Source organism: Acidocella aromatica (assembly GCF_014201825.1).
GTDB classification, from domain to species: domain Bacteria; phylum Pseudomonadota; class Alphaproteobacteria; order Acetobacterales; family Acetobacteraceae; genus Acidocella; species Acidocella aromatica.
The window spans coordinates 263654-286944 of the sequence record NZ_JACHFJ010000003.1 but is presented as its reverse complement, the minus strand read 5'-3'; the positions used below and the strand labels follow the sequence as shown (position 1 = coordinate 286944).

At 63.5% G+C, this 23291-nt stretch carries 20 protein-coding genes and 2 tRNA genes; 7 read left to right on the top strand and 15 right to left on the bottom strand.

Features of this window, described 5'->3' with window-relative positions; all coding sequences use genetic code 11:
- Position 1: 1 nt before the first annotated feature.
- Positions 2-859 carry a polyamine aminopropyltransferase gene (speE, locus tag HNP71_RS05990; RefSeq protein WP_183265964.1) on the top strand — a complete coding sequence of 286 codons (858 nt, stop codon included), beginning with the start codon at positions 2-4 and terminating at the stop codon, positions 857-859.
- Here speE and HNP71_RS05985 read toward each other — a convergent pair.
- The 11 genes from HNP71_RS05985 to lpdA form a co-directional block, all read right to left on the bottom strand.
- Positions 832-1734, bottom strand: a complete 903-nt coding sequence (locus tag HNP71_RS05985) for an NAD-dependent epimerase/dehydratase family protein (protein ID WP_183265963.1) — start codon at positions 1732-1734, stop codon at positions 832-834. The two genes, speE and HNP71_RS05985, sit on opposite strands and share 28 nt — an antisense overlap.
- Entirely contained in the window at positions 1727-3043 is a 1317-nt protein-coding gene (gene rfbH / locus HNP71_RS05980) for a lipopolysaccharide biosynthesis protein RfbH (RefSeq protein WP_183265962.1), read from the bottom strand. The genes HNP71_RS05985 and rfbH overlap by 8 nt, the downstream gene beginning before the upstream one ends.
- Complete coding sequence (rfbG, locus tag HNP71_RS05975; RefSeq protein WP_183265961.1) at positions 3036-4097, bottom strand: CDP-glucose 4,6-dehydratase; 1062 nt, start codon at positions 4095-4097, stop codon at positions 3036-3038. Before rfbG ends, rfbH begins: the two co-directional genes overlap by 8 nt.
- The gene (gene rfbF / locus HNP71_RS05970; protein WP_221246643.1) at positions 4085-4879 is read right to left on the bottom strand and encodes a glucose-1-phosphate cytidylyltransferase; all 795 of its coding nucleotides are present in this window, start codon (positions 4877-4879) and stop codon (positions 4085-4087) included. The genes rfbG and rfbF overlap by 13 nt, the downstream gene beginning before the upstream one ends.
- Positions 4876-6654 (bottom strand): thiamine pyrophosphate-binding protein, encoded by a 1779-nt coding sequence (locus HNP71_RS05965; RefSeq protein ID WP_183265960.1) that lies wholly within the window; start codon positions 6652-6654, stop codon positions 4876-4878. The genes rfbF and HNP71_RS05965 overlap by 4 nt, the downstream gene beginning before the upstream one ends.
- A gap of 4 nt (positions 6655-6658) precedes the next feature.
- Positions 6659-7783 (bottom strand): N-acetylneuraminate synthase family protein, encoded by a 1125-nt coding sequence (locus HNP71_RS05960; RefSeq protein WP_183265959.1) that lies wholly within the window; start codon positions 7781-7783, stop codon positions 6659-6661.
- A 58-nt stretch (positions 7784-7841) separates the two neighbouring features.
- A complete protein-coding gene (locus tag HNP71_RS05955) occupies positions 7842-9041 on the bottom strand; it encodes a hypothetical protein (protein ID WP_183265958.1) in 1200 nt (399 codons plus the stop codon).
- 4 nt (positions 9042-9045) lie between these two features.
- Positions 9046-9975 carry a glycosyltransferase family 2 protein gene (locus HNP71_RS05950; RefSeq protein ID WP_183265957.1) on the bottom strand — a complete coding sequence of 310 codons (930 nt, stop codon included), beginning with the start codon at positions 9973-9975 and terminating at the stop codon, positions 9046-9048.
- Positions 9963-11258 (bottom strand): lipopolysaccharide biosynthesis protein, encoded by a 1296-nt coding sequence (locus HNP71_RS05945; protein WP_183265956.1) that lies wholly within the window; start codon positions 11256-11258, stop codon positions 9963-9965. The genes HNP71_RS05950 and HNP71_RS05945 overlap by 13 nt, the downstream gene beginning before the upstream one ends.
- Positions 11259-11330: 72 nt before the next feature.
- Positions 11331-12053, bottom strand: coding sequence for a pyridoxine 5'-phosphate synthase (locus tag HNP71_RS05940; protein ID WP_183265955.1), 723 nt, complete (start codon positions 12051-12053; stop codon positions 11331-11333).
- Positions 12054-13445, bottom strand: a complete 1392-nt coding sequence (gene lpdA, locus HNP71_RS05935) for a dihydrolipoyl dehydrogenase (protein ID WP_183265954.1) — start codon at positions 13443-13445, stop codon at positions 12054-12056.
- Between the two features lie 141 nt (positions 13446-13586).
- On the opposite strand from lpdA, the gene HNP71_RS05930 reads away from it, so the two are divergent.
- On the top strand, positions 13587-14789 hold the full coding sequence (locus tag HNP71_RS05930) for a pyridoxal phosphate-dependent aminotransferase (RefSeq protein ID WP_183265953.1): 1203 nt from the start codon (positions 13587-13589) through the stop codon (positions 14787-14789).
- A 47-nt stretch (positions 14790-14836) separates the two neighbouring features.
- Positions 14837-15262: an organic hydroperoxide resistance protein gene (locus HNP71_RS05925; protein ID WP_183265952.1), complete on the top strand. Its 426-nt coding sequence runs from the start codon at positions 14837-14839 to the stop codon at positions 15260-15262.
- Positions 15263-15346: 84 nt separating this feature from the next.
- Here HNP71_RS05925 and HNP71_RS05920 read toward each other — a convergent pair.
- Positions 15347-15422 (bottom strand) — tRNA-Ala (locus HNP71_RS05920).
- Between the two features lie 95 nt (positions 15423-15517).
- On the opposite strand from HNP71_RS05920, the gene HNP71_RS05915 reads away from it, so the two are divergent.
- The 4 genes from HNP71_RS05915 (at position 15518) to HNP71_RS05900 (ending at position 18615) form a co-directional block, all read left to right on the top strand.
- Positions 15518-15592 (top strand) — tRNA-Thr (locus HNP71_RS05915).
- 13 nt (positions 15593-15605) lie between these two features.
- Positions 15606-17636, top strand: a complete 2031-nt coding sequence (nagA, locus tag HNP71_RS05910; protein ID WP_183265951.1) for an N-acetylglucosamine-6-phosphate deacetylase — start codon at positions 15606-15608, stop codon at positions 17634-17636.
- Between the two features lies 1 nt (position 17637).
- Positions 17638-18156, top strand: coding sequence for a hypothetical protein (locus HNP71_RS05905; protein ID WP_183265950.1), 519 nt, complete (start codon positions 17638-17640; stop codon positions 18154-18156).
- 75 nt (positions 18157-18231) lie between these two features.
- The gene (locus tag HNP71_RS05900) at positions 18232-18615 is read left to right on the top strand and encodes a hypothetical protein (RefSeq protein ID WP_183265949.1); all 384 of its coding nucleotides are present in this window, start codon (positions 18232-18234) and stop codon (positions 18613-18615) included.
- 35 nt (positions 18616-18650) lie between these two features.
- Here the strand turns inward: HNP71_RS05900 and HNP71_RS05895 are convergent, their stop codons facing one another.
- The 3 genes from HNP71_RS05895 to HNP71_RS05885 form a co-directional block, all read right to left on the bottom strand.
- Entirely contained in the window at positions 18651-20807 is a 2157-nt protein-coding gene (locus HNP71_RS05895) for a malate synthase G (protein WP_183265948.1), read from the bottom strand.
- A 111-nt stretch (positions 20808-20918) separates the two neighbouring features.
- A complete protein-coding gene (locus tag HNP71_RS05890; protein WP_183265947.1) occupies positions 20919-21902 on the bottom strand; it encodes an FkbM family methyltransferase in 984 nt (327 codons plus the stop codon).
- A gap of 35 nt (positions 21903-21937) precedes the next feature.
- Positions 21938-23260: a glycosyltransferase family 2 protein gene (locus HNP71_RS05885; protein ID WP_221246642.1), complete on the bottom strand. Its 1323-nt coding sequence runs from the start codon at positions 23258-23260 to the stop codon at positions 21938-21940.
- Between the last annotated feature and the right edge of the window lie 31 nt (positions 23261-23291).

Here is a 23291-nt window from a genome sequence, read left to right as displayed (position 1 = left end):
CATGACCGATACCTGGTTTAACGAGACGCTGTACCCGGATTGGGGTCAGCGCTTTAAGTTCGTGCGTCAGCTGGCCCGGGTGCAGAGCCCGTTCCAGGACATCGCCGTGTTCGAGACCGACAGCCATGGCCGCGTGCTGACGCTGGATGGCGTGGTGCAGATCACCGAGCGCGATGAGTTCGTGTACCAGGAGATGCTCACCCATGTGCCGCTGCTGGCCCATGGCAACGCCAAGAACGTGCTGATCATCGGCGCGGGCGATGGCGGCGTGCTGAAGCATGTGCTGATGCACAAGGGCGTTGAGCGCGCCGTGATGGCGGAGATCGACGGCGAGGTGATCCGCCTCTCCAAGGAATTCCTCCCCGGCATCGGCGGCGACGCCTGGACCAACCCGCGCGCCGAAGTCATCGTCGGCGATGGCATCGACTATGTGAAGAAGGCGCCGGATGCCTCCTTCGACGTCATCATCGTCGACTCCACCGACCCGATCGGCGTGGGCGAAGTGCTGTTCACCGACGAGTTCTACAAGAACGCGGCGCGCATCCTCACCCCGCAGGGGCTGATCGTGAACCAGTGCGGCGTGCCCTTCATGCAGGCCGACGAGCTGCACGAGACCTCGCTGCGCCGCAAGCAGTTCTTCCCGCATGTCACGGCTTACATCGCCGCGGTGCCGACCTATGTCGGCGGTTACATGACGCTGGGCTGGGCGGGCAAGGATGCCAGCCTGACGCAGCATTCGGTGGAGACCATCGCCGCACGCGCCGCGGAAGCTGGCATCACCGGCGAATACTGGTCGCCGAACGTGCATGTGGCGAGCTTCTGGCTGCCGCCCTATATCGCCAAGCACCTGCCCAAGTAATCTGCGGTTTCGAGAATCTGCCGGTCCAGGCTGGCAGGTTCCAAACCCAGCGATTTCGCATGGGCCAGATACTGAACGGCGCCGCCGAGATAACGATCGGCGGCGCCGTTTTGCCATGCGGGGCGAATAACCTCCGCCTCAGGCCAGCCCAGCAGCGCCGCGGCGCGGATGGTAAGGCCGGAAAGCTCGATGGGCTCGCCCCACGTGTCGAACACTGGCGGCGACTCCCCGCGCAGCAGCAGCCCAAGCGCGATATTCAGCACATCCCCCACATGCGCATAGCCGCGCCAAACCGGATGCCCCGCCCGCAGCTCAACCGGACAGCGAGCCTGGATATCGCGGATGATGCAGGCCAGCGCGTAGGAGTTCACTTTGTTTATGAACGGGCCAGATAGATTGAACACACGGGTGAGCACTGTGGGAATCCCCAGTTCGCGCCCGAGCGAGGCAAAGCGTACCTCATCCGCCAACTTTCCCTCTCCATACGGGTTGGGCGGTGGCGCATAGACCGCACCGGAGGATGGCACGAACACTCCTCGCGCACCGTTGCGACGGATAAAATTTTCCACCATGTCAGAGATCGCCCGATTGGTGGCGATATAGTCCTCCACCGCCATCTCCCCCACATGCTCGCGGGTGAGGAAGGCGAAATGAAGCACAATCGCACTAGGCACATCATACCTGCCCAGCAATGAGTGCGGATGGATCTCCAAAGGCGCACCATCCCGCAAATGGTACAGGCGCGGCGTCTTGCCAAACGCATAGATCTCCGCTCCGGCCCGATGCGCCATCTCCAGCGCCGCCTGCCCCAGCCATCCCCCCGCCCCGGTGATGACGACCGGCACACCGTGCAGAGGCTGCAAAATCTCAAGCATACAGGCGGAAGAATTCGTCAAAGCTCGCCAGCACGTAGTCGAGATGCGGCTGCTCCAGCCCGGGGAATACGCCGATCCAGAAAGTCGCGTTCATCACCAGATCGGCATTGGGCGTCGGCCCGGCCACGCGGTAATTCTGCCCCTTCATGTAAGGCTGGTGGATGAGATTGCCGCCGAACAGATAGCGTGTGCCGATGCGCGCACGGTTGAGATGGTTCACCAGCAGATCGCGCGTATAAGGCGTGCCGGGCCGGATGGTGAGCGGCAGGCCGAACCAGGAAGGCTCCGCATTCGGCATCGCCTCAGGCAAGATGAGGAACTCCTCGAACCGCTTCAGCCCGGCGCGCAGATAAGCGTAATTGGCATTGCGCGCGGCGACGAACTCATCCAGCCGGTCCAGCTGCTTCACGCCCACCGCCGCCTGCATGTCGGTCATCTTCAGATTATAACCGAGATGCGAGTAGATATATTTGTGGTCATACCCCACCGGCAGCCCACCAAGCTGCCAGGAGAAGCGCTGCTTGCAGGTGTTGTCATGCCCCGGCGGGCACCAGCAATCACGCCCCCAATCACGCAACGACTCAAGAATCCGCTTGAACTGGCTTGACTTAGTGAAAACCGCCCCGCCCTCACCGGTGGTGATGTGATGCGCCGGATAGAAACTCAGCGTGCCGATCTCGCCAAAACTGCCCACGGCCTCGCCGTCATATTTCGCGCCCAGCGCGTCGCAGCAATCCTCGATCAGGCGCAGATCATGCTTCTTCGCAATCGCGGTGATCGCGCCAAGATCAAACGGATTCCCCAGCGTATGCGCGAGCACGATGGCGCGAGTGCGCGGCGTGATCGCCGCCTCGATCGCCGCGACGTCGATATTATAGGTAGGCAGCGAAACATCGACGAACACTGGCACCAGCCCGTTCTGCAGCACCGGGTTCACCGTGGTCGGGAAGCCGGTGGCGCAGGTGATGACTTCATCACCCGGCTTCAGCGCAGCCACCCCCAGGCTTGGGCTGGTCAGCGCCGTCACCGCCAGCAGATTGGCTGAAGACCCGGAATTCACTGTCAACGCGTAACGGCTCTTTGCCGCCTTGGCGAGCTTGGCTTCGAACTCGTCGTTGAAGCGGCCGGTGGTAAGCCAGAAATCCAGCGAGGAATCCACAAGATTCACCAATTCCGGCGCGCCATACACCTTGCCCGAAACCGCCACGGCAGACTCTCCAGCCACGAATGGCTTGGGAGCGTGCGCGAGCTCCGCGTAGCGTGCGGACAGCTCCAAAATCTGGCGCCGCAGCGCCTCTGCTTCACTCATATTGGCCGAATGCCTTAATCTGGGAGAGAGTAAAATCGCGCATCGACTCACCGGCCTGAAAAGCGCGGTACCACGCCACCGTGGCGGCGAGCGCCTCGTCCAGCGTCATCCCCGGCCGCCAGGCGAGATCCTGCCACGCCTTCTTCGCGTTCAGGCGCAGCACCGGCGCCTCATGCACCGGGTTTTCGTCGGGCATCACGGTAAAAAACGCCCCCTGCCCCCACAGCGCGCAGAGCTTACCGGCGATTGTCTGCACGGTCACAGTACTGCTCTGCGACGGGCCGAAATTCCACGTGTTGCGCTGCTCATCATTCGTCCACATATGCTCTGCGGCTAGCAGATAACCGCAGAGCGGCTCCAGCACATGCTGCCATGGCCGAATGGCCCGCGGGTTGCGGATAGTCAGGAACTCACCCGCCATGATGGTCTTGAAGAAATCCGGCAGCAGACGGTCCTGCGCCCAATCGCCCCCGCCAATCACATTACCCGCCCGCACCGTCGCCAGCTTCAACCCCTCCGGCAATGGGAAGGACGCAGCCACCAGCTCGGCACAGGCCTTCGAGGCGCTATACGGATCATGCCCGCCCAGCCTCGATGTTTCCTCATGCGCCTCGGCGTTCTCGGCGTACACCTTGTCGCTGGTCACAATCACCGCCACCTGCACGCTCGGCGTCTGGCGGGCCGCATCCAGCACATTCGCCGTGCCCATGATGTTGGTGGCGTAGGTTTCCATCGGGCGCGCGTAGGAGGCACGCACCAGAGGCTGCGCCGCCAGATGCAGCACGATATCCGGTTTGAACTCCTGCATCGCCGCCGTCAGCGTTTCACCATCGCGGACATCGCCGAGCTGATGCTCGATCAGCCACTCAACACCGCAACTGGTAAAGATGTTCGGCTGCGTATCAGGGGGCAGCGCGTAACCGCGCAGCACCGCCCCGAGTTGCGAAAGCCACAGCGTTAGCCAACCACCTTTGAACCCCGTATGTCCCGTAATGAAAACGCGTTTGTTCACCCAGAACTGCGAACGTGGAACCGCATGCGTCAGACTTGCCATGTCATCCAGGGTCCTTGCCCAGCTTCGCAAAGGTGTTCGAGTGCCATCCGGTCTCGCAGCGTATCCATGGGCTGCCAGAAGCCGTTATGGCGATAAGCCTGCAACTGCCCCGCAGCAGCCAGCCGCTCCATCGGCGCTTTTTCCCACAGCGTTGCATCGCCATCGATCAGGTCCAGGGCCTTTGGGTTAAGCACAAAAAACCCACCGCTGATCAAGCCGGATTCCTCAGCGGGTTTTTCCTCGAACCGATCCACGGCATCGCCATCGATATGCAGCGCACCGAACCGCGCCAACGGCCGCACCGCCGCCACGGTGGCCAGCTTGCCATGCGCACGGTGGAAGGCGATCTCGTCAGTGATATCGATATCCGCCACGGCATCGCCGTAGGTCATACAAAAGACCTCGTCCTGACCCAAATATTTCCGAATCTTCCGCAACCGTCCACCGGTCTGCGTCTCTAGCCCGGTCTCCACCAGCGTCACCCGCCAATCCTCGGCCTGGCTCTGATGGATGGTGGCGCCGGAACGCAAATCAACAGTAATGTCGGACGAATAGAGATTATAGTTGTAGAAATAATCTTTGATCTTCTCGCCCTTGTAACCCAGGCAGATGATGAAGTCCGAAATGCCATGCTCGGCATAGATCTTCATGATATGCCACAAGATCGGCCGCCCGCCGATCTCGACCATCGGCTTCGGCTTGGTATCGGTCTCCTCCGAGAGACGCGAGCCGCGCCCACCCGCGAGGATAACCGCCTTGATCCCGCGCGAGCTGTCGATCATGCCTCGCTCCACATGTTTTCCGCCAGCTCCTCACGTGAGAGAAATGGCGCCATGTCATGCAGCGGAGAGGACACCATCCGCCCATCCTCCAACTTGCGCGAGGACAGCTTGGGCGCAAAAGTCTGAGCCGGGTCCAGCATGATTTCGCAGAATTGCGGCCCGGGTGCCGCCAGCACCTCAGCCAACACCGCAGGCAGCTCCGCATGTGTAGAAACACGATGCACCGGCAGGCGGAATGCGGCGGCAACGGCGCAGAAATCCGGGAAGGTCACGCCATTACTTTCATCGCAGCCGAACATATTGTCCGGGAAGAACGCGCTCTGCGTCTGCTTGATCGAGGAATACCCCGCATTGTTCAGCAAGAAGATCTTGATATTGAGCTTCTGCGCCACGATGCTTTGCAGCTCCTGCATATTCATCATGAAGCTGCCATCGCCAGAGAGACAGATGATCCGCCGCTCCGGTGCCGCATAAGCCGCGCCAATGGCCGCTGGCAGGTCATAACCCATCGAGGCCGAGCCGGAATTGGAAAACATCCTCTGCCCGGCTTTTAGTTTCGCCGCTTGGAAGGTAGTGACACAGGCCGTGGCATTGGCGGTGACGACAACATCCGTCTCACCCGCCTCATCAAACAACCGGTCCGCAAAAATGTACGGGTTGATGCCGCGCGAATCATCAATGTATTCCGGCTGCACCACGGGGTAGCGGCTGCGGCGCTTCTGGCACCAAGCGAGATAGCCACGCTGCGTTTCACTGGGCGTGAAATTGCCCAGTTCGCGCACCAGCGCCGGGATGAACGTTTTCAAATCCGCCAGAACTGGCTTCTCGATCTTCAACGTCGGCTTGGCCAGTTCCGCCGGGTCGATATCGACCATGATCTTGACCGCATTCGGCGCGAAGTTTTCCCAGTTATAGGAAATCTGCCTGATGTTCAGCCGGCAGCCGAGGATCAGTACGACATCCGCATTCTGCACGGCGAAATTCCCGGCGCGATCACCCACCGTGCCCGGACGACCGACATAAGCCGGATGATCATCCGGCAGCACATCATGCGCATTGAATGCGGTGGCAACAGGAAATCCCGTGCGCTCGACCAGCTTCAGGAAATCCGCGTACGCGCCTGAGATGCGCACGCCGGTTCCCGGCATGATCACCGGGCGCTTGGCGTTGCGCAGGATCGCCGTGACTTCGCTCACATCCGGCACCGCCGCTTCCGGTTCAGGCGTAAAACCGTGCAGCATATCCGGGTCGATCTGCGCGCCCTGGATATCCATCGGCACATCGATCCACACCGGCCCCGGACGGCCCGTTTGCGCGAGATGCAGCGCCTTCTCAACGACGTATCGGACGTCTTCCTTCTTGCGCAACACCACGGCGTATTTGGTGATGCCCTTGACCATGGCGACGATATCCGCCTCCTGGTCGCCAAGCTGGCGCAACGGCAGATCGTAGCTCGTCGCCATCGTCTCCTGCTTCACCTGCCCGGAGATGACGAGCATGCCGATCGAATCCGTCCACGCCCCGTGCACGCCATTGAGCGCGTTGATGCCGCCCGGCCCGGTGGTGACATTCAGCAGCGCCAAGCGCCCCGAGAGGCGGCAATACGCCTCCGCCGCCATCGCGCAGGCTTGCTCGTGGTGCAGGCACACGCCGTGCAGATCCTTGTTGCGGGAGAACGCATCGTTGAGATGCATCGCCCCGCCGCCCGTCACGGTGAAGAAATGTTTTACGCCATGCGCCGCCACCAGCGCGGCAATGTAATCCGCAACGCGCAAGGCTTCAGCCCAGCCGCGTGACGTTATTCGCCGCCGCCTCGGGCTGCGGGTCGATACCGCGCTGCTCGATCATCTTCGCCAGCGTGGAATTGGCACCATAGGGACTGTCGATATTCTTGAAGTTCAATGCAGCATCTTTCGTTACCGCGCCGATCAGTACCTCGCCCTTCATCATCTCACGGCACGAGATCTGCCCCTTCTGCAGTGGAATGGCGAGATAGACATCGTCATCGGAGAGGATATGCCCGGCGGGCAGATCGCGCTTGGCGTACACACCGCGCACCAACCCGTCGAGATAGCGCACTTCCTTCTCCGGCGGCACGCGCTTGGTGGCGGCAGACCCGCCGCACAGTTCCTCGGCCTTGTGGAAGGCCTTGAACCACGTATCAACCTGCTCCGGCAGCGAGCAATAGGGCGAGACGGGAATACCATCGGCATCGATATCGATATGCCGCTCGAAGGTCCGCGCGCCCTTCGCATATGCAACCAGCATGGAATTATGCCAATCGTGATATTCATGCGAGGAGAAGCCGACCACGTTATCCGGGTAACGCGCCTTGAGGAAGTCAATCTGGTTCATCTCCAATTCGTGATCCTCGGACGGATAGATCGACACGCAATGATTGATCGCCAGCGGGATGTTCCGCTTGGCAAAGAACGAGACCAGATCATCAAGATCACGAAGGGACGAACCGCCGGTGGAGATGATAACCGGCTTCTTGGTGGTGGCGATCTTCTCGATCAGGAACCAATCCTTGATGTCGGAACTGGCGATCTTGATGATCTGGATGCCAAGCTCCACGCATTTATCAACTGACGCCTCATCAAACGGCGTCGCCATCGAAATCATGCTCGAATTGCGCACGGCGCTGACCATTTTCTGGTAATCCGCCCAGGAGAGCTGCGTATCCAGCGTCTTCTTGATATAGCGGATATCGGTGCGGCTCCTGAAATCCTTGTGGATGAAGCTGTCAACGTCACGGAACTGAAACTTCATCGCGGCGCGCACATTGTTGTAGCGCACCACCTTGGCGTAATCCGCGATAATCTTCAGGCCACGATTCACATCGCCCCAGTGATTATTCGCCATCTCCAGCACAAAGAGATTGTCGAAAATCGAAGCACGCATTTTTCAGATTCCCCGGGGGCTTAAACAATTGTTTATTTATGGGATTCAGGCCAAACCGTCAATTTTTGACGCGGAACAAGCGTGGTGCCTGACGGGCAACGAAGGCAAATGACAAAGCCGTGAATTCCAACGCCACCCACCACCAAAGCCCCTCCCGCAGCAGCCAGAACCAGACCGCCGGCCCCGCTGGGAGATAAGGCTGCACCAGCCCCGAGATAAGGGCCCGGGGCACAGCCTCCCAAAGCAACAGCAGGATCGTCGCCAGCAACCGGCGCCGCCCCAGCAGCCACAATCCCGGCAAGGTGAGCAGCAGATACACCGCGCGGTACTCGATATTCTGCGCCGCCAAGAAGCAGAACAGCGTGACCACCGCGCCTGTGACGAGATAAAGCCGCCTCCCCTCGTCCAGCGCCGCCAGCGCCCGCGCCCAGCCCTTACGCAACGTCCAGCCGCCGCCCAGCATGCCTGCCGCCATTGCCCAGGAGACCGCCCCCGGCGGGAAATGCAGCAGATGCAGCATCGCCAACCCGCGCGGCAAATCGATACGCCCGAAGCTGGCGCGGAACGGCGTGCCGGAAGGGATGATCGCCAGCGCCGCCGCTACGCCATGCCCGTAGCGCCACGCCACGAAGGCCAGCCCCGCCAGCCCGGCACCAGCCAGGGCCAGCACCACGCGGCGCTTCTCACGCAAAGCCAAGACAAAGCAGGAAACGGGGTAGAACTTCGCCGCCGCGCCCAGGGCGAAGATTCCATAGGCGGCCAGCCTCAGCTTTGGCACCCGCCAGAGCAGCCAAACAGCCAAGGCAACGGCGGCAAACAGCCCGGCATCCAGATTGCCCTGCTCCAGCGCATAATAGCTGGCGGGCGAGAGGCTGGCAGCCAGACGCAGCCGGAACTCCCCGCCGCGCGCTGGCGCAGGCAGCAGCGCCAGCGCCGCGAGGAACGCCAGGCAGAGCAGCAGCCCCACCGCCAAAGTGTCATGCGGGCCGAGCCCCAGCAGCCCGATCCGCAGCAGCACGGGCGAGTAGTTGAACACCCCGCCATCCAGGCAGGCGCTGGGATGGTACACATCCACCCCAGCCCGCCAGCAGCCCCCGGCTTGCAGCACCGCCAGCGTGTCCACAAACGGATGCGCCTTGGCCACGCCGTCCTGCACGCGGGTAAAAAACTCGTAGAACCGCAGAGCAAGCGCATGCAGCGCGGCGAACACCGCCAGTGCCGCCAGCCCAATGGCGCTGATCCGGTAGCGATACGCCATGGCGCTAGAAGCCTATGCGTTCTTTCTCGATCACATAGGGGCGCTTCTGCACCTGGGTGTGGATCGCCCCTACATACTCACCAATGATCCCAAGTGAGACCAGCTGCACCGAGCCCAGGAAGAACAGCCCGATAACCAGCGGCGCCATGCCGACGGTGAAGCTCGACCAAAAGATGAGCTTGTAGAGCAAATACAGCAGCCCGGAGATGAAAGAGATACAGGCACAGAGGAACCCAAACGCCGTGACCAGCCGCAGCGGCACCTTGGAGAGGTTGGTGATGCCGAGCATCCCGATATCGTAAAGCGTGTAGAAATTATTCTTGGTGATGCCGCGCCGCCGCACGGGCTGATCGTAGGGGAGCTTGCAGATATTCAGGCCGATCTCGGCGATCATGCCGCGAAAGAACGGGTATGGATCGTCAAAGCCGCGCACCGCCTCCACCACCTTGCGGTCGTACAGCCCAAAGCCGGTGAAGTTCTGGATCGTCTCGATCGAGGCCATGCGCTCCACCATCGCGTAATAGGCCCGGCGCAGGAAGAACATGGCCGGCGTCTCCTCGGAGGAGCGCTTGATGCATAGCACGGTATCAAACCCCTCGCGCCATTTCTCCACCAGGGTGGGGATCATCTCCGGCGGGTCCTGCAAATCGGCGACGATGCTGATCACCGCCTCTCCCTTGGCCTGCATCAGCGCGTGCATCGGCGAGCGGATATGCCCGAAATTGCGCGCATTCACGATGACCTTCACCCGCGTATCCTTGGCGGCAATCTCCCTCAGCAGCGCCACGGTACGGTCGGTGGAGGCATTGTCGATGAAGATATGCTCGTAGGTGCAGTCCGCCAGCGTGGCCATGGCTGCCGCCACCCGCGCATGCAGCTCCACCACATTGGCTTCCTCGTTGTAACAGGGGGTGATGACGCTCAGGAACGACATGGTTGGGCTTTCATGAAACGGGGCGCCGCGACCTGGCGCCAAGCGAGCCAAGCATAGGCGGGACAGAGGACGAACAGGGCGGTTAGTGGCGTTGCGGCCAGCAGCCCGGCGGCGCCAAAAGCGGCGGCGAGGGCAGGTTTGAGCGCCAATGCCAGCGCCGTGGCGACGGCTTGGGCAATGAACTGCCCTTTATATCGCACGGTAGCGTTAAGCAGCAGCGCGGCCACGCGCGGCAATATGAGAACGACAATCCACCCCGCCATGGCGAGAAACAGTGTCAACGGCAAATGCAAATCCTGATGCAGCCAGAACACCAGCAGCTTATTGCCTGCGAGCACGATCAGCCCCGACCCGGCACAGGCCAACCCCACCACCGTTAGCGTGCCACGCAACAGCGTGCGCCCCACCCAGCGATGATCGTTCAGCGCCACGGCCTCGACAAAAGCAGGCCAAAGCGCCTGCGTCGCTACCGCCAGCAACCCGGTCACGGTGATGCACATACGCAGCACCACCGCCATTTGCGCCGCCACGACTGGGCCAAGCCAGTGCAGCGCCAGCACATTATCGAACACGTAGGCGCAAGCGCCAGCAATGGTGATAAGAGCCAGAAAACCTCCGCTCCGCAAAGCGTGGGCAAGCACTGTAGGCTTCGGCCGCAGGCTGGGACGCAAGCTAGGCTGGGTGAGCAGCACATGGGTCAAGCTCCCGGCATTAGCCACAACTCCAGCGCCGAACACACCCAGCGTCAGCACCGTTACCCCAGCCCCCGCCCAAGCTCCAACCATGACAAAGCCCAGCATCAGGGCTGTCTGCGCCATGTCCCACAGCCCGGAGACATGACCTTTCTGCAGTCCAAACCATAGCGAGGAGGCTAGCCCCAGCGGGATATTCAGAGCCAAACACAGCCCCGCCACTAAAAAGGGCGGCGAGGGCGTCAGGCGCGGACAAACCAACGCCAAGGCCCCACCACCCAACAGCAGCAGCAAACCGAACGCCACCGCCACACACAAACAGGCCGTCACGTAATCGCGCGGATCCTCGCCGCGGTGCCTTGCGGCAGGCAGCAACGTCACCAGCGCACCGCCGAGACCAAGATCGAGCATCCCCCCCGCCCAGCTCAGCGAGGTCGCCGCCCCCCATACGCCGAACCCGGCCACGCCCAGGCAATGCAGCGCCAGCGGCAGAATGATCAAGCTCGCCGCCAGCTGCGCCATACGCTGCAGCACGCCAGCCGCGCCACTGAGCAGGACGCGCCGGTTGCGCGGGGTTATAAAACGGAACATGCGCCCATGATGCCGGGTGCCAGGCAGCGCGCCAAGGGCAGGAGCCCGGGCAACCCCATCACAGCCTAGTGTTCAGGCCGCGCGGGCTTCCGCCATCAGCCGCTTCATCTCCGCGATTGCGGCGGGCAGCCCCATCAGCAGCGCCTCGCCGATCAGGAAATGCCCGATATTCAGTTCGCGGAGTTCCGGCAGCTTCGCTACCGGCTGCACATTGGCAAAGGTCAGCCCATGCCCAGCATGGCATTCCAGCCCAACCTCGGCCGTCAGCACCGCCGCCTGACGCAGCCGCTCCAGCTCACCCGGCTTGCCGTGGGCGTAAGCGCCGGTATGCAGTTCCACCACCTGGGCGCCGATCTCGGCGGAGGCCCGCACCTGATCCGGCTCCGGGTCGATGAACAGGGACACGACGATCCCCGCATCCTGCAACCGCTTGATCACCGGCTTCAGCGCAGCGCGCTGCTGCACCACGTTCAGCCCGCCTTCGGTCGTCACCTCGGCCCGGCGCTCGGGCACGATGCAGGCACCGTGCGGCTTCAGCCGGCTGGCGATGGCGGTCATCTCCTCGGTGGCCGCCATCTCGAAATTCACTGGCCGCGCCGCCCAGCGGCAGATCACCTCGGCATCCGCATCACGGATATGCCGCCTGTCCTCGCGCAGGTGGATGGTGATGCCATCCGCCCCCGCTTCGACACAGGCCTTCGCCACCGTGAAGGGGTCCGGGTGGCCGCCGCCGCGCGCGTTGCGCAGCGTGGCCACATGGTCGATATTGACGCCGAGGCGGATATAGTCAGCCATTTAGATGTGGAGCGCCCGTCCATCAGCGGCGAGAGCGGCTTCCTTCACCACTTCGCTCAGGGTCGGGTGCGCGTGGCAGACGCGCGCCACATCCTCTGCCGACGCGCCGAATTCCAGCGCCGTGGTCAACTCGGCGATCAGCGTGCCCGCATCCGCCCCGATGATATGCGCGCCAAGCAGCTTGTCGGTCCCCTTCTCGGAGAGGATCTTAGCGAAGCCCTCGGTCGCCCCCAAGGCGCGCGCGCGACCATTGGCCATGAACGGGAACTTGCCGACGACATACTGCACGCCCGCGGCCTTCAGCTCCTCCTCGGTGGCGCCCACCGAGGCCACTTCCGGCGAGGTGTACACAACGCTCGGGATCGCGCCGTAATTCACATGGCCAGCCTGGCCCGCGAGACGCTCGGCCAGGGCCACGCCCTCTTCCTCGGCCTTGTGCGCCAGCATCGGGCCGGCGATCACGTCGCCAATGGCATAGATGCCCGGCACGTTGGTGGCGTAGTGGCCGTCGGTCTTCACGCGGCCGCGCTCGTCGGTCTCAACGCCCGCTGCGGCGAGGTTCAGCCCCTCGGTATAGGCGTAGCGGCCAATGGCCAGCAGCACGATGTCGGCCTTGATCTGCTCGGCCGCGCCACCCTTGGCGGGCTCGATGGTCAGTGTCACTTGCTCGCCCTCGGTCTTGGCGCTGGTCACCTTGTGACCGAGCTTGAACTGGAAGCCCTGCTTGGTCAGCACCTGCTGGAAGGTCTTGGAGATCTCGCCATCCAGGCCCGGGGTGATGCGGTCGAGGAACTCGACGACGGTGACTTCAGCGCCCAGGCGGCGCCACACGCTGCCCAGCTCCAGCCCGATCACGCCGCCGCCGATAACCACGAGATGCCCCGGCACCTTGTCCAGCTCCAGCGCGCCAGTGGAAGTGACGATGCGCTTCTCATCGACCTCGACTCCCTTGAGCGGCACGGAGCCCGAACCGGTGGCGATGACGATATGCTTGGCGGTGTAGCCCTTCCCGGCAACCTCGACGGCGCCCGGCGCGGTGAACTTGGCCTCGCCCTTGAGCCAGGTGATCTTGTTCTTCTTGAACAGGAACTCGATGCCCTTGGTGTTGGCGCCCACGACCTCGGCCTTACGCGCCTGCATGCGAGCGATGTCGATCTTCACCTCGCCCACGGAGATGCCATGGTCCTGCAGGCCGTGCTTGGCGTGGTCGAAATCCTCGGAGGAAACCAGCAGAGCCTTGGAGGGGATGCAGCCAACGTTCAGGCAGGTGCCGCCCAGCGTCTCACGCTTCTCGGCGACGGCCACCTTGAGGCCGAGCTGCGCCGCGCGGATCGCGCAGACGTAACCGCCCGGACCAGCCCCGATCACGATGACGTCGAAATTTTCAGCCATGCTACGCTCCCCATGCGGACTGTTAAAAAACTGACGCGCCGGTCATAACCCCACCTCCCGCGCCTAGCAATCTGCCCAGGGCAGTGCAGCCCCGCCAAGCTTGCTTGCCCAAAACGAACCGCAGGCCTTAAACCCAAGGACATGACAAAATTCGCAGCACGGGTCGAACGAACCGAATTGGCGGCCACCATGGCCATGGCGGCGCGCGCGCGCGCTCTGCGCGCCGAGGGGCATGACGTGATCTCCCTCTCCCTGGGCGAGCCAGATTTCCCCACGCCCGAGCGTGTGGTTCAGGCGGCGCACGAGGCCGCCTTGCGTGGCGAGACCAAATACCCCCCGCTCGGCGGCACCGAGGCATTACGCAGCGCGGTGGCGGAAAAATTCCACCGCGAGCATGGCATGAAAATCCGCCCGGCGGATGTGCTGGTCACCAATGGCGGCAAGCAGGCCATCTTCAACGTGCTGATGTCGCTGACCGAGCGCGGCGACGAGGTCATCATCCCCGCTCCCGCCTGGGCTGGCTATGAACAGACAGTGAATTTCGCCGGGGCCAAACCGGTCTTCGTCCCCTGCCCGCAGGAGGACGGCTTCATGCTCCAGCCGCAGGCACTGGAGCGGGCCATCACCTCGCGCACCAAGCTGCTGCTGCTCAACTACCCCAACAACCCCTCGGGCGCAGCCTGCACCGAGGCGCAGCTCAAGGCCATCGCCGAGGTGCTGCGCGTGTATCCGCATGTCTGGGTGCTGTCCGACGATATCTACGAGCATCTGCTGTTCGACGGCCGCAAGCACGCCACCCTGCTCGCCGCCGCGCCGGACCTCGCGGATCGCATCGTCACCGTCTCCGGCGTCTCCAAAACCTATGCCATGACCGGCTGGCGCGTGGGCTGGTGCTTCGGCCCCGCCGAGATCATCAAGCCCTGCACCGTGGTGCAGGCCACGGCCACGTCCGGCGTGTCCTCGGTGGGCCAGGCCGCGGCGCTGGCGGCGCTCACCGGCCCACAGGATTTCCTGGCTGAGCGGGCAGCAGCCTATCAGACGCGGCGCGACATCGTCGTGGCGGCGCTGAACGCCGTGCCGGGCTTTGCTTGCCACCAGCCGGAAGGCGCGTTCTACGTGTTCCCCAGCATCAAGGGCTGCCTGGGCAAGACCACCCCGGGCGGGCGCAAGCTGGCAACGGATTCGGATTTCACCATGGCCCTGCTGGAGGAAACACATACCGGCGTGGTGCAGGGCTCGGCCTTTGCCATGCCCGGGCATATCCGCATCTCCACCGCCACCTCCGAGGCCGTGCTGGCCAAGGCCTGCGCCCGCATCGCGGAGTTCGCCGCCGCCTTGCGCTAAGCGCATCCAGCGCCACATCCTCCGGGTAACCAACCCGGAGGATCACCATGACTGACGTAAAATACACCGCCCATGGCCACGCGACTGGCGGCCGCGACGGCCAGGGCGCGAGCGATGATGGCCGCATCTCGGTTAAACTCTCCATCCCCACGGAACTGGGCGGCGATGGCGGCCCCGGCACCAACCCCGAACAGCTTTTCTCTGTTGGCTATTCGGCCTGTTTTCTCGGCGCGCTGAAATTCGTGGCGGGCAAGGAGCATGTGAAACTCTCGCCCGAGACCAAGGTGGCGGCGGATATCGGCATCGGCCCGCGTGAGGACGGCACCGGCTTCGGCATCACCGCCGCACTCACCATCACCTCCCCGGGGCTGGAGAAAGCCCAGCTCGAAGACCTGGTGCAGAAGGCCAACATCGTCTGCCCCTATTCCAACGCCATCCATAAAGTCGTGGACGTAAAGCTGACCGTAGCCTGAGCTACGCCAAAAACGCCTCGGCGCGCGCAAGCGCGCTGCGGCAGAGGCGTTGTTTAATGCTTGAATTTTTTAGGGAAAGTACGGTGGTGGAGCTAAGCGGAATCGAACCGCTGACCTTCTGCATGCCATGCAGACGCTCTACCAATTGAGCTATAGCCCCGTACCATGCCGGTGGACGGGCGTATAAATAACTCGGCGAAGGAGATCAAGTGGGGGGATGGAACTAAATGCAGATTATGTTAAGCCACCCTCCGTGCCGGGTTAGCACAGTGGTAGTGCAGCGGTTTTGTAAACCGAAGGCCGGGGGTTCAAATCCCTCACCCGGCACCAGTATGCTCCCTTCATGATCATCTCAGCTCCCCGCCTGTTCCTGGGCGACAACTTCACCCCTCCCGGCGCCGTGGAGGTGCACGATGGGCGCATCACCCGCATCATCCTCGGCAATGTCGATGCAGACATTCACCTGACGCATGGCTTCCTCGCCCCTGGGCTGATCGATCTGCACAATAACGGCGCCTTCGGGGTGGATTGCGCGACCGCCACGCCGGAGGAGTGGGATATCTTCGTCTCGGGCCTCATGACCTGTGGCGTCACCTCCGTGCTGCCCACCGCCATCACCGCCCCACTGGGCGATCTCGCCGCAGCCGCCCAGCGCACCGCAGCCGCCCAGGCGCGGCACGGCGCGATTCTGGGCCTGCATCTTGAAGGCCCGTTCCTCGCCCCCTCCAAACGTGGCGCGCATCTCGCCGAATTTCTGCACCTGCCGGACGACGTGGCCATCGCCGAGGTTCTGGCCATGGGCAAGGTGATCCGCCTCGTCACCTTGGCACCAGAACTGCCCGGCGCGCTGGCGGCCATCGCCCGGCTGCGCGAAGCCGGGATCACGGTCGCGCTCGGCCACACCGCTGCCGACGCCACCACCATGCGCAACGCCGCCGCGGCGGGAGCCACGCTGGTGACCCATGTCTTCAACGCACAATCGCCGCTGCACCACCGCGCGCCCGGCGCGCCGGGCGTGGCCCTCACCGATTCCCGCCTCTCCCCCTGCCTCATCGCCGATGGCGTGCATGTCGCGCCTGAGCTTCTGGCAATCTCCTTCGCCGCCTGCCCGCGCGCCATCGCGGTTACCGATTCCATCCTCATCGCCGGGCTGGAGCCGGGCACGGTGCGGGAGTTCGGCGGCGCGCCCGTTACGCTTGGACATCAGGGCGTGGGGCTTCGGGCGGACGGCACCATCGCCGGGGCTGGCATCACGCTGGACGAGGGCGTGCGCCGCCTCATCGCCGCCGGTGTAGCCCCCGAAACGGCCCTGGCCGCCACCACATCCCGCCCGGCCCACGCCCTGAACCTCGCCGACCGCGGCGCGCTCACCCCTGGCGCGCGGGCCGATCTCGTCTGGTTCAGCGACGATTTCCACCCACAGCGCGTCTGGACGGCTGGGACAGCACAAGCCCCCGCCCCCGCCAAGCAGCGCGGCACCGAAACCGCGCAGGCCGAGCTGATGGACCTCGACGAGCGGGACACGCTGGACATCGTGACCACCTTCCTCACCCAAGAACAAGCGGCCCAACGCGCCCTCACCGCCGCCGCCCCATCCCTGGCCCGGCTGGCCGATGCCGTCGCCGCCAAGCTGCAAGCGGGCGGGCGGCTCTTCTACGCCGGGGCGGGCACGTCCGGCCGGCTTGGCTTTCTCGACGCCGTGGAATGCGGCCCCACCTTCGGCATTGAGGACGGGCTGATCATCCCCCTGCTCGCCGGCGGTCCATCCGCCTTCATCAAGGCCGCCGAGGGCGCGGAGGACGATACCCAAGCCGCCATCACCGCACTCACCGCCCGCCACTTCACCTCCGCCGACGCACTGGTCGGCATCGCCGCCTCGGGCAGCACGCCCTTCACCCTCGCCGCCATCCGCCATGCCCGCGCGCTTGGCGGGCTTACCGGCGCCATCGTCAACAATGCCGCCTCCCCCATGGCCGAGGCCGCCGAAATTCCGGTGCAAATCGCCACAGGAGCGGAGGTGATCGCCGGGTCCACGAGGCTCTCCGCCGGGTCCAGCCAGAAGATCGCGCTCAACACCCTCTCCTCCACGGTGATGATCCGCCTCGGCAAAACCTATGGCCCCTACATGGTGGACATGCGCGCAACGAATGCCAAGCTCCGCCGCCGCGCCTTGGCAATGGTCCAGCAAATCACGGGCGCAAATGAACGTGACGCCACCCTTGCACTCACCGCCTGCGGGATGCATGTTAAGTGTGCGGCGTTAATGATTTTGCGCCGGTTGACCGCCGAGCAGGCACAAACCAGGCTGGCGGCGGCCTCCGGCTCATTACGGCGCGCGTTGCAAAACCACGTGGGACATACAGGACCAGCATAAGGTGGCGGAGAGGATCATCAGTTTCGCGCGATGCGTGGATGATTTCATCATCGACCGGCTCATGCAGCCAGCCGTCAATCTCGCCTGCTGGTATCTTGGTCTGCCGCTCTACACCCTGGCCCGCGCCTGCATCGTGCTGGGGGCAGGCATCGGGGCCATCTGGATCCACCGTTACGACACCATCCCCAGCGCCGATTTCTTGGAGGATATACTCTGCCTGCTGGTAATGGCGGGTACAGCCTTCATGCAAATCCGCACACATGAGCGCAGCGCCCCACGCCGCCCGGCCCTGGCCCCGGCGGTGCGGCTCACCGGGCTGATCTGGCGTACGCTCTGGCTGCTGGACCTCGCCCTCTTCCCCTCGCAATGGCCGGTGTTGAGCCACGCGGCACTGTTCGGCAGCTTCGCCTGGACGCTGTTGCTCGTGCTGCCCTACTGGCTCATCTGCTGCCGCCAGCCGCCTCCGCCCGAGCCGCTGGCACGCGGCGAATTCCGCCCGGCCACCATTCCGGTGCGATGAAAGACGCCGCCTTTTTTGCAAAAAAGGCGGCACCCAAAAAATTTTTGCAACTTATTCAGCGAGTTATTTTCAAACGTGAACCTGCGCGACAAACTCTCCTGGCTCAACGACCAGATCGCCATCCGTGCCAACGCGATTTTCGCGACAATGGGCTTCTTCTGGTTCTGCCTGGTTCTGACCCTGCTGCCGCTGAAATGGCCCGCGACCATGCCCTTCGTGCAATATGCCAGCTCGGGCGTATTGCAGCTGGTGGCGCTGCCCCTGCTGGGCGTCGGCACCATCCTCGCCGCCCGCTCCTCCGACCAGTTGGCCAAGGAACAGCACGACGCGGTGATGGAGACGGTGAACGATGTCCGCCAGATGCTGACCGAACTGCACCAGCTGCATCTGGAGCTTAACATCAGGGTGAACGAGGTTCTGGAAACGCCGCCCCTCGAGGAACCGCCCCCGGCGCCATAAAAAACCGGGGAGGCTGCCCTCCCCGGTCCTTATCCTCAGGCGGCCGCCTTGGCCTCGCGGCGGCGGCGGGTCAGCACGAACTCGGTATAGCCGTTCGCCTGATCGCGCCCCTCGAACACCAGTTCGCACGCGCCCTTGAAGGCCGGGCCATCAAAGCCGGGGGCCATCGGCTTATAGGCCGCATCGCCCGCATTCTGGCGGTCCACCACCACGGCCATGCGCTTCAGCGTCTCCAGCACCTGCTCCTTGGTGACAACGCCATGGTGCAGCCAGTTGGCCAGATGCTGCGAGGAAATACGCAGCGTCGCGCGGTCCTCCATCAGGCCGACATCGTGGATGTCCGGCACCTTGGAGCAGCCCACGCCCTGGTCCACCCAGCGCACCACGTAGCCCAGCAGGCCCTGGCAGTTATTGTCCAGCTCCTGCTGGATCTCCTCCGGGCTCCAGTTGATGCCGCCAGCCAGCGGGATGGTCAGCAGGTCGGAGAGCTTGGCCGGGGCGCGGCTCTTCAGCTCGTTCTGGCGGGCGAGCACGTCCACCTGATGGTAGTGCAGCGCGTGCAGCGTGGCGGCGGTGGGGGACGGCACCCAGGCCGTGTTGGCGCCGGCGCGCGGATGCGCGATCTTCTGCTCCAGCATCCCGGCCATCAAATCGGGTGCGGCCCACATGCCCTTGCCGATCTGCGCCTTGCCCTGCAACCCGCATTCCAGCCCGAAATCCACGTTCCGGTCCTCGTAGGACTTGATCCAGGGCTGGTTCTTGATGTCGTTCTTGCGGATGAACGCACCCGCCTCGAAGGAGGTGTGGATCTCATCGCCGGTACGGTCGAGGAAGCCGGTGTTGATGAACACCACGCGGGACTTCGCCGCCTGGATGCAGGCTTTCAGGTTGACGGAGGTGCGGCGCTCCTCGTCCATGATGCCCATCTTCAGCGTGTTGGCGGGCAGGCCGAGCAGTTCCTCCACCGCGCCGAACAGCGCGTTGGCGTTGGCCACCTCTTCCGGCCCATGCAGCTTGGGCTTCACGATATAGACCGAACCGGCACGCGAGTTGCGCTTGGCCTTGAGGTCGTTGATCGCAATCAGCGAGGTGATCACGGCGTCCATCACCGTCTCCGGTACTTCGGCACCGTCCAGGGTGATCGCGTCGGTGAGCATGTGGTGGCCGACATTGCGCACCAGCAGCAGCGAGCGGCCATGCAGGGTCAGGGTAGAGCCATCCGGCGCGGTATAGACGCGGTCCGGGTGCATATCGCGCAGGAAGGTCTTGCCCCCCTTCTCCACCGGCGCGGTCAGGGTGCCCTGCATCAGGCCCAGCCAGTTGCGGTACACGGCCACCTTGTCCTCGGCATCCACGGCGGCCACCGAGTCCTCGCAATCCATGATCGTGCTGATCGCGGATTCCAGAATGATGTCGGCGACATGCGCGGTGTCGTTCTTGCCGATCGGGTGCGTGGCGTCGATCAGAATATCGGCATGCAGGTTGTGGTTCTTCAGCAGCACGCTCTTGGGGCTGGCGGCCTCGCCGGTATAACCCGCGAACTGGGCGGCGTCGCGCAGCCCCACCTCGCCGGAATGCAGCACCACGGCCAGATGGCCATCGCGCACCTTATAGCCCAGCGCATCGGCATGGCTGCCGTCGGCCAGGGGGAAATGCGCGTCGAGAAAGGCGCGGCCACGGGCCACCACGGCGCTGGCGCGGGCGAGGTTGAAGCCCTTGCCGCGGGCGATCTCGCCCTCATCCGGCAGCGCGTCCGTGCCGTAGAGCGCATCGTACAGGCTGCCCCAGCGGGCATTGGCGGCGTTCAGCGCGTAGCGGGCGTTGGAGACGGGCACCACGAGCTGCGGCCCGGCGATGGTCGCGATCTCGGGATCGACATTCGCGGTGTCGATGGTGAATTCCGCCGGCTCGGGCAGCAGATAGCCGATCTCGCGCAGGAACGCCTCATAGGCGGGCTCGTCGATGGGCTTGCCCTTATGGGCGAGGTGCCAGGCGTCGATCTTGGCCTGGATGGCGTCGCGCTTGGCCAGCAGCTCGGCATTGGTGGCGGAGAAGCGCTTGAGGAGCGCCGTGAAGCCCGGCCAGAACTTGCCCTGCTCCACACCGGTGCCGGGCAGCGCCTCGTTATTGACGAAATCATACAGAACGGCGGCGATGTTCAGGCCGTCGATGGAAACCCGTGCTTCGGTCATGTTTCAAACTCCTCGTCGTTTTGCCTGCGTGATGCAGCATAGCATCGGCGCTGCACAAGCGCCCCAGGCCGCACAAGAGTTTTTCACGGTGGGGCTAAATGCCCCACCACCTCACACCAGCGCGGCGTGGCAGTCATACCATGTCGGCTTACCCTGCGCCTTGGCTGCGCGCCAGGCGGTACGGAACATCTCGAAATCCAGCCAGTCCGGCGGCAGCTCCGCGCCGAATGGCCCGGAGGTATGGTTCACATCCACCCCCTCCGCCTTACGCCCCTCGCGCGCCGGATCGGGCCAGGCATAGCCACCGGGCGGGTTCTGGTCGGAGAGCTGGAAACGCCGGTAGCCGAGCTTGTGCAACGCCTCGGCGGGGCCGAGATCATGGCATTCCACCGAGATATAAGCAGGCAGCGCCGCCCCTTCCGCGCCCGCCAGGAACGCCACCTCGGCGCCCTCGATGTCGATCTTGGCGTAATGCGGCACGCCATATTGGGCCACCAGCTCCGCCCAGCCGATGGTGACGACATGGTAGCTGGTATAGCCGCTGGCGAATTCCGGCCGGCCAGCGGAAAAGCCGGAAAGGCGCGGATGCTTGTCGTTATGGAAGAATTCTAGGATCTGCCCGGTCTCGCGCCCGGCGGCATAGTTCAGCACGGTCAGCCGCCCAGCCTTGATCTCGGCGACAAAGCGCTCGCACAGCCCGTAATAGGTCTTGGCCGAGGGCTCCAGCCCCACCACACGGAACCCCTTCGCCAGATACAGTGCCGTGTCATCGCCCTCGGCCATCCCAATGTCGAAGATCAGCCTGTTCTCCGGCGGCACGGCGTTGGGCACGAACCGCGGCGCGCGCAGCGCCTCGATCCCAGCGAGCAGCGGCCCCGCCAGCGCCTGGGGTGCGGTATCCTCCTCGTCGCGCACGTCATAGGCGGCCCAAAGGTTCGGCACCTCCTGGAATTGCGGTCGCTTCTTCAGCCGCTCGATGAAATGCTCCATGCTGCGGCATTGGTAGTGCATGATTTTGGCTACGGACCAGTCTGGCGTCCCGGCGACGATTCCCGGCGTCTCGCTCCATACCACAGGCTCGCCACTAGCTTGCACGGCGCTTTCCGGTGCAACGTCGAAGCAATGCACCGTCAGCCAATTAGGCCCACCTTACCGGGGCGAACAAAGCATTTCACATGCTTATTCACCTCCATCCGAGCGCCGCCATGCCATGTATAGGCCAACGGCGGCGGGGCTTTCGGCTTCAGCATATGGCCAGAACTACCATAATTACACCAGTTCACCGCCACCTCATTGGCATTGGGAAAGCGGGCCAAAAACGCCCCCACGCTCTTATCCTGGCGCAGTTGCAGGAACTCGTCCGCATCGAAGAAGGCGAGCCAAGCAAACTCGTTCTTGTAGGTAGAGAGAGCCTGGCAGTAGGAAGCCTGTTGCCGCTCCTGGTAGCAGATATTTCTATCCCCTATTGTACGGCTGAGGCGGATATCCCAATGCTGCGCCGCCTCCTGCACTAGCTCCCAAGTGCCATCGGTGGAATCGTCATCATAGACGATGGCGGCATCGAACCCGAGCAGCCGGTACCAAGCGAGCCATGCCAGGATGTCGCTCGCCTCATCCTTGACCACCAACACCACGGCCACGGTCTTACTCGGCGCAACCCAGCCCCCCTGGAATGCCTCCAACATCCGTTTAATCTCGGGGGCATGCCGCGCCGCGGCATCGTCAAGAACTTCGTTGCGATCATAGTCGCGGAATTCCTGCTCCGTCCGCTTTGCGCCGAAAGTTCCGCGTTCCGCCCTGGCCTGCCAGTGCGCCCAGGAGCGGGTGAAGTAATGGTGCAGTTTCACACCATCGTAATCCCGCCCCTCAGCTAGAACGCCGGGCAGCTGAAACGCCAGAGGCCTTCCCTTAAAATCCACACATTCACCTTCGATTTCAAAGGCATGCGGATTGAATGCCCGCTTCACCGCCCGGGGGCGGACAATACTCTTGATATGCGCATTCGGCGCAAAGGAGGCTGGAGCACGGCGGGTGAAAGCCTCGACAACCAGTTCCTTCGGGTATTCCAGATGGCCGGACGAGCCGAACAATGCCCATTGAATACCAATGGCGGCTTCCTGCCGCTGCCGTAGAATAGCCTTGAGATTGAGCCCCTCATCCAAAACCAGGAATTCATCGGCATCGAAAAAGGCCAGCCATTCAAATTCGTCCCGCAGCAGTTCAACCGCGCGCATGTACGCCCGCTCCTGCGTCCCCCCCTCCTGGGTGGGCCAATCCAGCACCCGCACGTCGTAGCGGGGCGCGAACCCCTCGGCGATGGCCTTGGTCTGGTCCGTGGACTCGTTATTAAAGAGGAAAACACAATCAAACCCGACGAGGAACTGCCAGGCGAGCCATTCCGCGATATGGCGTTCCTCATTCTTTACAATGGCGACGCAGCCGATCTTACTCACAAGCGCTCCGGTCCGGTTTAGCCTGGCCATG